The sequence below is a fragment of the Cellvibrio mixtus subsp. mixtus J3-8 genome (assembly GCF_000766945.1).
GTDB classification, from domain to species: domain Bacteria; phylum Pseudomonadota; class Gammaproteobacteria; order Pseudomonadales; family Cellvibrionaceae; genus Cellvibrio; species Cellvibrio mixtus_A.
In genome coordinates, this window is sequence record NZ_KN266208.1 from 436,209 (window position 1) to 450,727 (window position 14,519).

Here is a 14,519-nt window from a genome sequence, read left to right on the forward strand (position 1 = left end):
TCCTGATTAATTATCCAAATAATTACTGATGGGCACACCGATAATCCCGATCATCCTCTGGCGGCCCCTTGTTGTCCCCGGCACCAACAGGTGCCGTCAGGTAACCAGTTAAATACCGGGAAATTTATTCTAGTAGGAAATCGACTGGCATCAAAAACATTTGTAACAATAAAAATCAGCCTATATTGCGGAGATCTGCGGCTTTATGGTTGTTATCTATAGCAATGCTCAAAAAAGAAAAAATTTTTATTTCCCTGTCGATTTTGATCCAGCCACTACGACTAACATCTGAAACTGAAGAATAGTGAGGATGATCCTTATCGCCACTGATCCTCCGTATCGGTTACCAGACATGTGCACTGCGGCGTTTACAAGGAACGATGTAACGGGCTAATGGACAAATAAAGTATGGCGCCCAGCCAGGAACATCCAATGTTGTTTATTGTTTTTAATTACTGAAGGAGATATACCATGACTCATTATGTAGACGGTTTTTTACTTCCAATCGCCCCGGAAAAAATTCCGGAGTATCAACAAATGGCTAACAAAGCAGGTGCGGTGTGGAAAGAGCACGGTGCGATTGCTTACTGGGAATGTGTTGGTGATGACCTGGATATTCAGGATATGACCAGCTTCCGCACCGCAGCGGGTTGTAAAGATAATGAAACGGTAATTATCGCCTGGATTATTTTCTCATCGCGCGAAGAGCGCGACCGCATCAATGCAATAGTCATGGCAGATCCACGCCTGAATGATATGTGCGATAAAGAAAATCCGCCGTTTGATTTTAAACGCATGGCTTATGGTGGATTCAAATCCATTGTGCGTCACGAATAAATTTTATTTTTTGATTAAACGCTAAAGGGATTCGATTATGCCAACGCAAGTATTCGTTAACTTTCCGGTGAAAGACCTGGAAAAATCCAAAGCATTTTTTTCACATCTTGGCTATACCTTTAACCCACAATTTACCGACGAAAAAGCGGCATGCATGGTCATTAGTGATACGATCTATTCCATGCTGGTTACCGAGGCGATGTTTAAAACATTCACTCCCAAAACAATTGCAGATGGTCATAGTACTAAAGAAGTTATTGTGTGCCTGTCCTGCGAGAGCCGCGCAAAAGTGGATGAAACGATTAGTAAAGCTGTAGCCGCCGGAGGCAAGGCCTGGCCTGTAGAGCCACTTGACCATGGTTTTATGTATTATCACGGTTTTACAGACCTGGATGGTCACCACTGGGAAATTATGTTCATGGAGCCATCACATGTTCAGGAATAATTTTTACCTATTCCCGAACAGATCCTGTGCCATAACAGCTTTTATCAGTAATAGGATTGATGTAACTTTTGAATAATCAATCTTTATAGCCCCTATGATCAACGCCAGCGTGACAACTGGCGTTATTACTAACAATGATGAGGAAAGCGATGAAATATTTATGCATGGTTTACTACGATGAAAATATCATCAACAACATGACATCTAATGAATGGAAAGCATTAAATAGCGAATGTGAAGCCTGTGGCCAAAACTTGCGTGAGAGCGGAAAAATGATTGGTGGCAATGCGCTGCACCCATCGACCACAGCAACCAGTTTACGCATTCGCGATGGAAAGCCATTAATTACCGATGGCCCATTTGCTGAAACCAAAGAGCAACTGGCCGGTTTTTATTTACTGGATGCGCGCGATTTAAATGAAGCCATACAACTCGCCAGCAAAATCCCACCGGCACGTATTGGTACTATTGAAATTCGCCCGATCCGCGAACTGGACTCAACAAAAGATGAACGAATCCAACAACACTTCGGTTAATAAAAAAATTGTGTTGGCACAACCACGGTTTGAACACGCAGGCCCATTGCTAATTGCCGGTCTGCGCGAACCAATGGATCAACATGCGGCACAAAAAATCCCGCAGCTCTGGCAACAATTAACAGGCAGTTGGGACCAGATTCCACAGCGAGTCGGTGTCACCGGGTTTGGCCTTTGCATTCATGTACATAACCGGGAATATTATTACATGGTGGGTTGTGCGGTATGGGATTTCACAGGGCTGCCAGAAACATTCAGCCCATTTATTATTCCTTCGCAAACCTATGCGATATTCAAACATTCAGGATCTGTGGATAGCATACGCGCCACCATTGATTTTGCGTTTGATAAATGGCTGCCGTCGTCAGGATACAAACACGCCACCGCAGAGGAAAACGCGTTGCATTTTTTTGAACGCTATGGAGAACAATTTAATCCGCACACCGGTGAAGGTGATATCGAAATCTGGCTGCCAGTTTTTCACCCCCAGGCATCCCACTCCCCATAGCCATAGCCATAGCCATAGCCATAGCCATAGGCCCTGCATAATCATAGGTAGTGATTTCAAATGTACAATAAAAACGGAGAGGCATAGCTCTCCGTTTTTTACCCACCAATACTATCCGTTCACCATTATGGTTGGGGTTTATCAAGCGATAGCGATGTAGAGTTAAGTGAAACAATACGGGTTTTGCTGATTTTATGGCGATAAATTTCGCGCAAATATTTAATCGCTTTTTTCACACTGTCGCGCGACAGGCGAATATCGTTGATAGAGCAGAATTTTTCCGAATCATTAATCAACTCACGATATTTTTTCTCATACATAGGTTTGATCGCGTACCAGTTAGTGTCCAGGATTTTCGCCGGATTTTCATATTCATTGAGCATTTTATCTACCAGCTTTTCATCAAAATCCTCTGCGCGAATAAAATCGAGCATCGCGGTATCCAGCTGCTCATCAAAACGATAAGGATCTTTAGCGAAGCAACGTTTGATAAAGGCAACGATAAGGGTCAGGAAATCATCGCTTAAACACGGGCTTTTTACGATCAACGTGGTTAACGAAATATTTGCCGACGCACCAATCACCAATGCGTAGCGCTTCAATGTAGTATTGGGGAACAAACCATTCAAATGGGATTTTAGTTTGTTCAAATCCATATAGGAAAGTTTGTAGTCTTTTGGCAATGAAATAATCGACACAATGGATGAACAGTTTTTGAAAAAGTGCAAATTCTTCAATTCTTCCGGGTCATAACCTTTTTGCAAATATTTTGCCAGCGCATCGCGGTAGCGGCCGGATTCAATCGGCAGCAAGCTGATGCCTTCGATTGCCTGGGTGACTTTATTGAAATGCGGCAAATCGATGGAGCGATAAAATAAATCATCGATATTCAATTCGCTGGATTTTTTTGTTTCAATCCCGCGCAATTTATCGACGCCTTGTGGCGCCATTGCAGCGGGAATAACGGATTCAGCATAAGCAACGGCCACTGGCCCCGCGAGACTCATAAATAAATCGTTAGCATCCAGGCGAATGGTTTCGCCAATATCAATTCCCGCGCGACGGAAATAGTTTTCATCGTAATCCGTCGTAACAGCTTGCGCAGTCAGGATGTTAAAAATTTGCTGGGAAATATATTGGTTTGCATATTTCTCCATTGCATTCACATCGATATGCTGGATGGCGCCTTCGTCAGTTTCTTCCGCGTAGCGCATGATGTCATTGGATATCAGCATCATTGCATTCCAGGGGCGAATGCGATGCATCACGCTGGCTTCGCTGGAATCTTCGTTATCGAAGTTGTAAGAAAAATCCCACTCCTCCGATAAATACTTACACAACAAACGGCCCGCGTTGATATGCAGGGCTTCGGACATTTCCACACCGTGATCGGAAATATTCGGCAGTATGCAAATACCGCTGGTGAAGATAGGTTCGAAGACAAATGAATGGCCACGGTTTTCCGCATCATCTGCCGGAGCGCGCACATCAAAGGTTTTACTCATGTAGGCGTATTGTTGGGCGAGACCAAACTCGCTCGCCATACCGGAACCGGTACCGCCACCCGCGCTGAAAATATAAAAATACAACCGCGATTGGTTGGCCTTAATGCCACAGGAATCGATTAGATAAGAATGCACATGTTTCCAATCAGGATTGGAAAATCGTTGGGTATCTTTATTCAAAATAATTTTGGCAAGGTATTGGCCGAGAATCGGCGCGTTACCTGAACCGCCGGCATGGACTTCGGACAAGTCCATGATTTTCATTTTGGTGTAATCCTTGAGGAAACCGGAACGTTCGCCCTTGTGCGAAAAGCGGATACGCCCCTCGATATCTTTGTCGAGATCGCCCAGCATCACCAGGGGTTCTATTAAAAATACCGGTTTGAGTTGATGGCCGCCTTTTAAATGCAGGCTGCGCTTGATCCAGCGAATGGGGCGCTGGTCTTGTTCGCGCACTTCTTTTTCTTCAGTAGCAAATTCATTCAGGTAAAAGTTGCGCGCGTTGTAAACCAGTGAGGCTACATCCAACGCAATGTTGGAGCCGCAACGGCCCAAGCCAATCAAACATACCGACGGAAATTGCGGCTGCTTGCGCGAATCCTGATCCTGTTCGTTGCTAAGTCGCGGATAAACACTGGAGCGGAGGGTATCCAGATTGTAGAGGATCTTGTTCAGGTCCCGCTCGGTGAAATACATATAACCACTGCTGGAACCGGAGATGGATTCTTCCACAAGTTCAGATTGCGCGCCTGAAACAGGTTCCAGCGTTGCAAGGTCGTCTTGTTCCAGAATCCCGGTGGAGCGCGAGGATTTTTTGGTGGCCATGATGAATGTTTGTCCTTGATGAACAGTTAGCTATTAATTAGGGGGAAGGCCAGATACGGCTTATGGTCTTAACACCTATTAACGCTAGACGCGACTTGCAATAAATACAAATTTGCATGCCGCGCCGATTCAAAAAGTCACCAAAATCGTCTGGAATTTCAGTTCATGGACGGAGTTTTTTATTAATTAATACGATTCAACGCCACTAACACTTTTGCATCGCGTGCGTAGATATCCGGTTTGAACGCAATGTGGTGCTCATCGATAGCGTCGACCGTCCAGTACGCCAGCAAAATGGGAACGCGTTTGGCCAAGGTGACGTTACGGGTTTTGCCGGTATCCAGTGCCTGGTTGATAGCTGCCTGGTCCCAACCCGGTGTTTCGGCCAACAACAATTCCACCAACTCCAATGCGCGCTCTACACGGATACAACCCGAGCTGAAAGCACGCTGGCTTTTATCAAATAATTTTTGATGGGGCGTATCATGCAGGTAAACCGAATAGGAATTCGGGAAGCGAATTACCGCTTTACCCAAGGCTGCATCTGCACCTGCATCCTGACGCAGGATTACATTGCCAGGGCGCGCCCAATCCACGCTATGGGGGTCAAGTTCCTTACCTTCGTTGTTCAATACACGGATGTTGTGCTCGCGCAAATAATTAATGTCCTTGCGTACTTTTGGCAAAATATCCTTGCGCAAAATGGTCGGCGGAACAGTCCAGGTTGGATTGAGGGTGATGTAATTCACCTCGGATTTAAAGATCGGGCTGGTGCGATAAGCCATGCCTACTTGCACCCGCGAGCGCCAGATCGGTTGATGGGCTTTGAAATAGGTAATTTTAAAACCGGCGACATCAACCAACACCATATCTGCCGGAATGTTATGCAACAGCCAACGGGCGCGATCCAGATTGACGCGAATCTGGTCGATGCGCGATTGCACAGACACATTCAATGCAGCGCGGGTAGCCGGGCCAATCGCGCCGTCCACATCCAGGTATTGATCGCGCTGGAATTTTTTTACGGCCTCGACCAGATATTCATCAAAAACCTCATCTGGATTAATGCCCGCAGGCGTTGCGGCACTCGAAGAACTGCTACTGCCGATGGACATAACATCACCGACATAAATATCAGTTGCTGAATCCGCGCCCGCCGGTGCAGAACTGGCACTGGCAGTGGCGATGAATTTGGTATCCGGGCCCAGGCATTTTTGTGCAGGCAAGGTGTTTTGCTGGCCTTCAGCAACAGGCAAAACGGGTGCAACATATTCCCCGGTAACGCTGAGGCGTTTGCGTAAGATGGCAACTTGTGGATCGACCATACAGGGTTTGAGTGAAGGACCAACCGGCAGGGATGGCCACCCGCCCTGGGCCGCTATCACCCGATAACGCTTGAGCCCTTCACGCATGTAATTATAAAGAGGATGCTGTGGGCGCGTTTTTGCAAAGATCTCGGCAACCGGCGTGATATCTACTCCGCCCGCCACGAAGATACCGGCACTGGTGAGGGTCAAATCCTCCAGTTCAAAATTCCACTGGGGATCAAGCCCAGCAGGGTCCACCTTGCCGTTAAAGAGATGATAGAGCGCACGCAGGTATGCGTTTGTTGCGCGAATGTCATCATCGGCCTGGCGAGCAATCGATTCGGGAGAACTATCGGCAGCTAATGGTGGCACCTGGCGTAATTGTGATACCTGGTAATCCTCGGGGCTCAGGCCATCTTCTGACAACGCGTCCAATGCGGCAATCAATTCATCAAGCCTGCCCGCCTGGTTCCACACCGGGCGGAACTGGCGCTGGGTATAGAAGGTGCTCACCGCCTGGGTTAAATCACGGGAATTATTACGTGCAGATTCCTCCGCTAATTGCATGACCGCGACCCGCGCCTCAATTTCTTTAACCAATAACTCTTGCGGTGAAAGCGCTGGTGGGGCAGGAACTGCGAATGCGCGTGCGGCACCAAAAGCCATCAATACCACCGTCCCCAACAACCATTGATATAATTCTTGTTTTATCGCCATGGACCTCAATACCCGAAACAACTGCATAAACGCATGCTCCTGCACACCCTATCAAAAACGTGCTTATTATCTAAGGTAGCAAAGAAGATTCAATACTTGCTGTATTTTTGATCATTTAATGTTTGCCGCATCAGTTTTCAGATGCTAGCATTCGTTCACTATTGATATTTACAGGCAATAATAAACCCTGTCACAGCAAGGCCGCTGCAACTTAATCTACCCAGAATTCCGGGAAATATTCATGTTGTATAACACGATTAAGGCCTTATCTTTTTCGGCCTGCCTAAGTCTTTTATTCACTTTTCATGCCACAGCTGGACAAGCGGATACCAATAACCCTTTCGCACTACCGTCCCCCTTTGCCGGTGACCAAACGCATTTGCAATTGTTGAAATCCTTAAGTAAAGCAGCTCCCGCTGCAAACCCCAAAGTTATTGGCCTGGCGCTGTCTGCACTGGATTGCGCGCTGAGCCAGGGCATGTCCCCCGCGCGTAATTTAACCGTGATCGATTACTCGCTGGCCTCTACAGTGCCACGCCTGTGGGTATTTGATTTGATCACCGGCAAGCTCTTATTTAATGAATTAGTCGCCCACGGCAAGAATACCGGTGAAAATTTTGCACAAAAGTTTTCCAATACTTACGGTAGCCTGCAGACCAGCCTTGGACTGTTCCGCACTAAGGATACTTATGTCGGTTCCAATGGTTACTCGTTGCGCATGCAAGGTTTGGAGAGCGGATTCAATGACAAGGCGATGGAGCGCGCCATCGTATTCCATGGTGCAGATTACGTAGACCCAAAACTGGCGAAAAAGCAGGGCCGGCTGGGGCGCAGCTGGGGCTGCCCGGCAGTACGCCGCGGCATCGCGCAAAAGGTGATTGATACCATCAAAGGTGAACAATTCCTCTTCTCTTACTATCCGGACAAGCGCTGGCTAAATGCGTCAAAATTCCTGAACTGCCCAAGCAACCAACGCTTCGCACAAAACAGCGTCAAACAGTAATTCCACTTGAGGCTGATCTTTCAGCTCCCACCCCGCTTCCAACTCCCGTCTTCTAATTAGCACCCGTAGGTTGCTGGTGAGCTTGCGAACCGCAACATGACCATGCACCTACAACATGACTATGCACCTACAACATGACCATGTATCTACCACATGACCATGCATCCATAATCACCAAACCAAAATGCATACGCCGCTCATCGATTTCTCGTGTTCGCAAAATATTGTGCGGTTTGCGATTACGAATGTTGCGGTTCGCAAGCTCACCAGCAACCTACACCAAGCAAATGTAAAGCAATGTTAAAGATTGGCAATCCCTCACACTCCCTGTATCAAGCAATGTAAAAGCATTCGCCGGGCATCCAAATAGTCGCTATAACTAAAACGTAAAACTACAACCATAAGACCACAGCAACTACAAAACCCCGGGAAAACACACTCCATGAACACAAGCGCTTTTAAACGCGGCACCTTGCCCGTGTGCCTCAGCCTTTTATCGGCAATTTGCGTCACCAACACCCAGGCAGCGGACGCATCCAGGAAAGAACCCTGGCAACTCGCCCAGGAAACTGAAGTTTGGGAGCCCGTTCCACCTGTTATCCAGGCACCGGCAAATGCAGCACCTTCCGACGCTATCGTTTTATTTGACGGAAAAAACCTGGACCAATGGCAAGCCGTTGAAGGTGGTGGTGCAGCCGGATGGAAAGTAGCTGATGGCGCCGTTACCGTTACCCCCAAGAAAGGGGATATCAAAACAAAAGAATCATTCTGCGATGTACAACTGCATATTGAGTGGAAAACACCAACCAACTTCATCGGCGATGATGGCAAGCCGCAAGAGAGCCAGGGCCGCAGTAACAGCGGCGTGTTTTTCCAGGAGCGCTATGAAATACAAGTTCTGGATTCTTACAACAATAAAACTTATCCCAATGGCCAGGTTGGATCGGTTTACAAACAATCCATCCCGCTGGTAAACGCCGCTCGCGCACCGGGCGAATGGCAAACCTACGACATTATTTTTAATGCCCCAAAATTCGATAGCGCACAAAAACTGACTACACCGGGTTACGTCACTGTGTTGCACAACGGCGTATTGGTACAAAACCATTTTGAAATCCAGGGCGCGACTGAATGGATTGGTAAACCTGTCTACAAAGCGCATGGCTGTGCGCCATTGCGCCTGCAAGATCACGGCAACCTGGTGAGCTTCCGCAATATCTGGGTGCGCAAATTGTAATTCCCGTATCTGTCCGCTGACGGTTTGGCTTGAGTGAACTGTCAATGTTTCGCGCCGCCCTGCCCTCGCAGTGGCGGCGCTTTTTTCCGTTAAGAAATAACAGGTAATCAACCATGCCGTTTATCAATCAGCTGCGAGTACTGCTGCTTGCGTTCGCATGTGCGTCTACGCCGCTTATCGCAGCCAATTCCACAACCAATCCAGCATCCAATCCCGCACTCGCGTTTAAAGAAAATGCCGAGTGGAAAACCGTTAACGCAGCCAGTGCAGTGGGCAACAAATTGCAATTGTCTGCTGCCAAAGAAGGTGAAATTCTTGCACTCGGCTCCCAAGGCAGTAGCAAACACTTAATAACCACCGTTGGTTTGGGTGATACGGTTCTGGATATGGAATTCCTGGTGCCGGAAGGCAGCGATGCAAAATTATTTTTGCAAGGGCGCTACGCGGTTGATTTAAAAAATGTGAATAACGAGTGGCAACATTTGACCGCAAAATTTCGTGCACCCCGTTACAATGATGCAAGCACAAAAATCGAATCGGCATTGATTATCGAAGTGCGCATCAATGGCGAGCCGGTGTTGGTGAATGATATCCGCCCGGAAATGAGTAAAGATGCCAGTATTGCGTGGGAAGGCCCGGCAGGCACAACCAGTTTCCTGGTGAAAAAAGGTCAACTTGCGTTGCGCAAATTTTCTATAGCGCCAGCAGATTTTTCACAAATCGCCATGCCCAAGAATTCCGGTGACGCCACTAACGAAAAAGAATTGGTCGATTTTGTCGCACTCGGCAAAGAAACATTTGAATCCATCGGTTGCAATGCTTGCCATCTCACGACTAAAAATGATGCGGGCGTAAGCACTGGGCCAAACCTGTACGGTTTGTTCAAACGCGAACCGCGCGACCGTGAAATTGTCGAAGGCGGAGAAGGCCATCGCTTTACCATCAAAGCAGATCGCCAATATTTACACCGCAGTATTCGCGCATCTACGGATCAATTAGCAGTTATCGAGACCGGCGCTAAAAAAGGTGAAGCTTACTTGCCAATCATGCCTGCATTTTCAGCGCAAATATTAAGTGATGTACAAATCGATGCAATTGGCGATTACCTCGCAACGCTAAACGATCTACGCGATCAGGGGCCAACCATTAAATTACTCGCAAAAACAGGCGCCGCTGAATATGACCCGATTGCAGACCGCTTGCAATTATTAGTGGACGATGAAGTGCGCATTCAACGCGGCCCGATGGTCGGTGTTTCCGGCCGTGCGATTCACGTGGGCACACCCTGGGGCGTTAACTATTCGTTTGATCCGCGTTTGCTTGCCATTACCAAAATCTGGCAGGGCGGATTTCTGGATATGACCGGCGAGTTTACCAATCGCGGTGGCAAAGGTTTAAAGATGGGTTACGAAAGTCGCGAAATTAATTTTGGCGCACAGGAGTTTTTATTTGCACCATTAAACGCGCAAGGCAACATCATTGACTTCTCATTCAAAGATGCAAAATTTGGCGATGTAGAAACCATTAAAGCCTCGCTCAATAGCAAAGAAGATCACCTGCCCCGTGTGGCAGCAATGAATGCACAGTTTTTAGGTTACACACGCAATTCCAGGAAAAAAGAAGAAGTGCCGACCTTTAATTATCGCGTTGGCAATAATACAGTGAAAATTCAAACACTCATCACTGCGACTGGCGATGTGAAAATTACTGTGGATGGCGATATTAAAACCGCGCAGCAATTTTCACTCAATACGCAGCTATTGCAAAATGCCAGCGTAGATAACGGCGAAATTGCCAATGGCAAATTGACGTTACCCGCAGGGACCAGGCAAGCAACACTCACGGCAAAAATGCAAGTTTCAGCCAATGTGTGGCACGCAACCAAATCCGAATTTAATTATCGCAAACAGCCGATAAAAATTACGGGATCTACTGCGGATTTACCTGCGGGTTACAGCATCGAAAATTATTATCCGCCAAAAGATAATTATGGTCGCGAACAATTATTTGAAGCACTCGGATTAGCACTCACCAAAAACAACACCGTTGTAGTAGCCACGCGTACCGCCGGGATCTGGCGCATGGTAAAAGGTGAATGGCAATTATTTGCCGAAGGTACGTTTGATAGCCTTGGTGTAATTGTCGAAGATAAAAAAGGGTTGCACGTTATCGCCGGACAAAAAGCCGAACTGACGCGCATTAAAGATACTAACGGCGATGGTATTGCAGACAGTTACGAAACCTTATTTGATGCACACTCCTACCACGGTAACTACCACTCGTATATGCACGGACCGGTGCGCGGAAGCGACGGAGCTTATTACATCAGCATTAACCTCGCCGATGGTGGTGATGGTTCGACTTATAAAGCCGGCGGTCAATATATGGGAAGCGCGGGTGGTTTGGCAGGCTGGAATATTCGCGTAGACGCAAAAGGCAATTTCACTCCCTGGGCAAATGGTTTGCGCAGCCCCGCCGGTTTGGGCACAGCGCCGGATGGCAGCTTGTGGTATTCCGATAACCAGGGCGAATACATGGGCACCTCAAAAGTTTTTGTGATTGAACAGAATAAATTTTATGGTCATCCATCAGCGTTGGTGGATTTGCCAGGCATGACACCGGACTCGCCGGACATTGCCTGGGACAACGTACAAAACCGGCGCGCTAACGCCATTATTTTGTTGCCGCACAATCGTGTTGCCAACTCGCCCGGTAATCCAGCGTGGATTACGCACAAAAAATTTGGTCCATTCCAGCAACAAATGTTGATGGGTGACCAAACCCAATCCAATTTATTGCGTATTGCAACGCAAATGGTCGACGGCATTGAGCAAGGCAGTGTGATGCCATTTATCGATGGCTTGGAATCCGGTGTAATGCGCCCGCTGTTTTTGAAAGATGGCAGTTTATTGCTTGGCCAAACCGGGCGCGGATGGCAGGCTAAAGGCGGCCATGTCGCGAGTTTGCAACGCATCACCTGGGATGGAAAAACCGTTTCACCCGCCATCACCCAAATGCTGGCGACACCAACCGGTTTTGCAATCGAATTCACTCAGGCAATCAGCGACAAAATATCGACTGAGGAACTAAAATCCCTGTTGCTATTGGAGTCCTGGGTGTACCGTGACGCACCGGATTATGGTTCGGATGAATTGGATTTAACCAGGGAAGCCATCAAGTCTGTGTCGCTCAGCAATGATCGCAAGACTGTGAGCATCGATTTATCATCACTTGCACAGAAACAGGTTCATCCACAACAGACGGCGCGTGTTTATCATGCGCAATTGAAAACAAAATCGTTGTTTGAAAAAAATGCAGCGGAAAAAATGGATGCGTATTACACGCTCTATAAATTTCCACAACAATAGTTAATTGACTTCGTAAGAGAGGCGCTGCGCTCCGGCATTGACTTCGGGACACGCCGTGAAGACATCCCTGTAGGCTCGGGCGCAGCATCCATGCTGCGCACGGTCCCGAAGTCAATGCCGGAACCCAGCTTAATCGTATTTGGTAACTTGGTATTTTTAAGGCTCGCAATGAAAAATTTTCGATTCACCCCGTTATTCCTCGCGTTACTCGCAACACCTGGTCTTGCCACTACTGAAGAATTAATCGTCACCGGCAGCTACAACCCGGTCACCAACGAACAATTGTCTTCGTCGGTGTCAGTGATCAACAAAGAACAACTATTGCAATTAAGCAGCAACAACGTGGTTGATGCACTGCGTCAAATCCCCAGCTTGTGGGTTGAAGAACAGGGTGGCCCCGGCGGGGTTACTTCCATCGCATTGCGTGGCGCAGAAGCCAACCACACATTGGTATTACTCGACGGTGTACAACTGAATGATCCAACCAACACACGCGGCGGTGCATTTGATTTAAACAGTATTAATATCGAATCCATCGAACGCATTGAAATTATTCGCGGCGCACAATCTGCAGTATACGGTTCTGATGCGCTCGCCGGTGTTATCCACATCATCACCCAAACACCGGGTGAGGCGACAACAACGCTGAACGCAAGCATCGGTAGCGATGATTACGCAAGTACGGGTATTAGCACGGCGGGAAAAATAAATAATCTCGGTTATGCCATTGCAGTGCAAACCAAAGATGCGGGCGAACCGATTCCCGGTAGCACCGCCAAAAATACAGAATTCACCAGCCGCTTGAGTTGGCAACAGGAAAATCATGCGCTGAATTTTAATTACCGCTACCTGGATGGCGAACGCACCAGCTTCCCCGAGCAAAGTGGCGGACCGGAATTTGCGGTTGGTCGCGAATTGGATCGCAGCGACTATAAAGACCAAAGTGCGGCATTAAGCTGGATTACACAAGTGAATGCCGGTTGGCAAAGCAAAGTGAATGCAAGCTGGTATCAACGGGATGAAGATTATTGGTCTCCCGGAATATCGCCCTTCTATGAAGTCCCGGTGAACAGTTCAATTATCGATTTTAATCGCACACAATTCAGCTGGATCAACACGCTCGGTGACCAGCAAAAATTATGGGCGAATATCGGTGTGGAAACTAAAAATGAAGATGGCGAAAGCCAGGGCTATTTGGTTTCGCCGGATGTGTATCCCAATAATTTTGCGCTGGAACGTCGCATCGACAGCGCCTTCATCAACCTGAATACCTACGCCACTGAAGCATGGTTATTACAGGCGAGTATTCGTCGCGATGACGCGGAAGGTTTCGATGCAAATGACAGTGCCCAGGCAGGAACCAAATTTACCGTAAACGACAATTGGACGTTGTTCGCCAACTGGGGCGAAGGATTTAAATTGCCGAGCTTCTTTGCATTGGGCCATGTATTGGTTGGCAATGAAGATTTGAAACCGGAAACAGTCACCACACGCGATGCCGGTTTTGAATTTACCAAAGACACGGTCAACGCCCGCATCAGTTACTTTGATCACCGCTACAAAAACCTGATCGATTTTGATTCCGAAACATTCAAAAATGTTAACCGTTCGCGTGTAGACACCAGCGGGGTGGAATCGGAAATAAATTGGCAGGCACAACAAAATGTAACCCTGCGTGCGCATGCCAGTTATACCGATATCGATATGCTGTCGTCAGACAATCATTTGCTGGGCCGCCCCGGCGTTACTTACGGAGCATCCGTTCATTATGAATTGAATGATGCATGGCAATTCAATGTAAATTATTTGCGCGTCAACGAACGCTTTGCAGTCAGCCGTTATACCGGCGCCGATGCAGAACAAACCTTGGCAGCGTATGACCGTTTTGATGCGAGCATTCAATGGCAAATCAATAAGCTCACGCAATTGGGTCTGGCACTGGAAAACCTGACCGATGAAAACTATTACACCGATATTGGTTTTCCGTCAGCAGGAAGCAGTGCGAAGCTGAATTTGAAAATGAGTTTTTAATTAACCATAAAACCGGGGTGGCTTTTTAGCCTCCCTGGTTTCTGCCTGAAACCTCCGGTATTCCCGGTACAATTGATTCACCCTCCCCTCATTCGTTTTAGGGTCTTATTGACTCCTCGACCATTCTCGCGCAAGATTCGCCCCCAATAACAAGTAAGCCTTCAACGGGCTCATACGACACATTTCAGCTTACCCTCCTA

Annotated in this window: 10 protein-coding genes; 8 read left to right on the forward strand and 2 right to left on the reverse strand. The window is 47.6% G+C overall.

From position 1 onward, the window contains the following. The first annotated feature begins 471 nt into the window (after positions 1-471). From A596_RS12420 to A596_RS12435, 4 genes are all read left to right on the forward strand, one after another. Positions 472-837: a DUF1428 domain-containing protein gene (locus A596_RS12420; protein ID WP_039915137.1), complete on the forward strand. Its 366-nt coding sequence runs from the start codon at positions 472-474 to the stop codon at positions 835-837. Between the two features lie 37 nt (positions 838-874). Beyond that, positions 875-1,282 (forward strand): VOC family protein, encoded by a 408-nt coding sequence (locus A596_RS12425; RefSeq protein ID WP_039915138.1) that lies wholly within the window; start codon positions 875-877, stop codon positions 1,280-1,282. Positions 1,283-1,431: 149 nt separating this feature from the next. Then, the gene (locus tag A596_RS12430; RefSeq protein WP_039915140.1) at positions 1,432-1,818 is read left to right on the forward strand and encodes a YciI family protein; all 387 of its coding nucleotides are present in this window, start codon (positions 1,432-1,434) and stop codon (positions 1,816-1,818) included. Further along, positions 1,790-2,326 (forward strand): GyrI-like domain-containing protein, encoded by a 537-nt coding sequence (locus tag A596_RS12435; protein WP_052417463.1) that lies wholly within the window; start codon positions 1,790-1,792, stop codon positions 2,324-2,326. The genes A596_RS12430 and A596_RS12435 overlap by 29 nt, the downstream gene beginning before the upstream one ends. 125 nt (positions 2,327-2,451) lie before the next feature. Here A596_RS12435 and A596_RS12440 read toward each other — a convergent pair whose 3' ends face one another. After that, positions 2,452-4,656 (reverse strand): hypothetical protein, encoded by a 2,205-nt coding sequence (locus A596_RS12440; protein ID WP_039915141.1) that lies wholly within the window; start codon positions 4,654-4,656, stop codon positions 2,452-2,454. Between the two features lie 182 nt (positions 4,657-4,838). Beyond that, positions 4,839-6,707, reverse strand: a complete 1,869-nt coding sequence (locus A596_RS12445) for a L,D-transpeptidase family protein (protein ID WP_052417464.1) — start codon at positions 6,705-6,707, stop codon at positions 4,839-4,841. Positions 6,708-6,921: 214 nt separating this feature from the next. Between A596_RS12445 and A596_RS12450 the strand changes: the two genes are divergently transcribed. The 4 genes from A596_RS12450 (at position 6,922) to A596_RS12465 (ending at position 14,319) form a co-directional block, all read left to right on the forward strand. Then, on the forward strand, positions 6,922-7,683 hold the full coding sequence (locus tag A596_RS12450) for a murein L,D-transpeptidase catalytic domain family protein (RefSeq protein ID WP_084128283.1): 762 nt from the start codon (positions 6,922-6,924) through the stop codon (positions 7,681-7,683). A 442-nt stretch (positions 7,684-8,125) separates the two neighbouring features. Further along, complete coding sequence (locus tag A596_RS12455; RefSeq protein WP_052417465.1) at positions 8,126-8,920, forward strand: 3-keto-disaccharide hydrolase; 795 nt, start codon at positions 8,126-8,128, stop codon at positions 8,918-8,920. Between the two features lie 113 nt (positions 8,921-9,033). Then, positions 9,034-12,288 carry a hypothetical protein gene (locus A596_RS12460; protein ID WP_039915145.1) on the forward strand — a complete coding sequence of 1,085 codons (3,255 nt, stop codon included), beginning with the start codon at positions 9,034-9,036 and terminating at the stop codon, positions 12,286-12,288. 168 nt (positions 12,289-12,456) lie between these two features. Next, positions 12,457-14,319, forward strand: coding sequence for a TonB-dependent receptor plug domain-containing protein (locus tag A596_RS12465; RefSeq protein ID WP_039915610.1), 1,863 nt, complete (start codon positions 12,457-12,459; stop codon positions 14,317-14,319). Positions 14,320-14,519: the final 200 nt, after the last annotated feature.

Excerpts from the sequence above, each read along its gene's own strand:
- A596_RS12440 (WP_039915141.1), bottom strand. The coding sequence starts at position 4,656 with ATGGCCACCAAAAAATCCTCGCGCTCCACCGGGATTCTGGAACAAGAC.
- A596_RS12420 (WP_039915137.1), top strand. The coding sequence starts at position 472 with ATGACTCATTATGTAGACGGTTTTTTACTTCCAATCGCCCCGGAAAAA.
- A596_RS12435 (WP_052417463.1), top strand. The coding sequence starts at position 1,790 with ATGAACGAATCCAACAACACTTCGGTTAATAAAAAAATTGTGTTGGCA.
- A596_RS12445 (WP_052417464.1), bottom strand. The coding sequence starts at position 6,707 with ATGCAGTTGTTTCGGGTATTGAGGTCCATGGCGATAAAACAAGAATTA.
- A596_RS12430 (WP_039915140.1), top strand. The coding sequence starts at position 1,432 with ATGAAATATTTATGCATGGTTTACTACGATGAAAATATCATCAACAAC.
- A596_RS12450 (WP_084128283.1), top strand. The coding sequence starts at position 6,922 with ATGTTGTATAACACGATTAAGGCCTTATCTTTTTCGGCCTGCCTAAGT.
- A596_RS12455 (WP_052417465.1), top strand. The coding sequence starts at position 8,126 with ATGAACACAAGCGCTTTTAAACGCGGCACCTTGCCCGTGTGCCTCAGC.
- A596_RS12465 (WP_039915610.1), top strand. The coding sequence starts at position 12,457 with ATGAAAAATTTTCGATTCACCCCGTTATTCCTCGCGTTACTCGCAACA.
- A596_RS12425 (WP_039915138.1), top strand. The coding sequence starts at position 875 with ATGCCAACGCAAGTATTCGTTAACTTTCCGGTGAAAGACCTGGAAAAA.
- A596_RS12460 (WP_039915145.1), top strand. The coding sequence starts at position 9,034 with ATGCCGTTTATCAATCAGCTGCGAGTACTGCTGCTTGCGTTCGCATGT.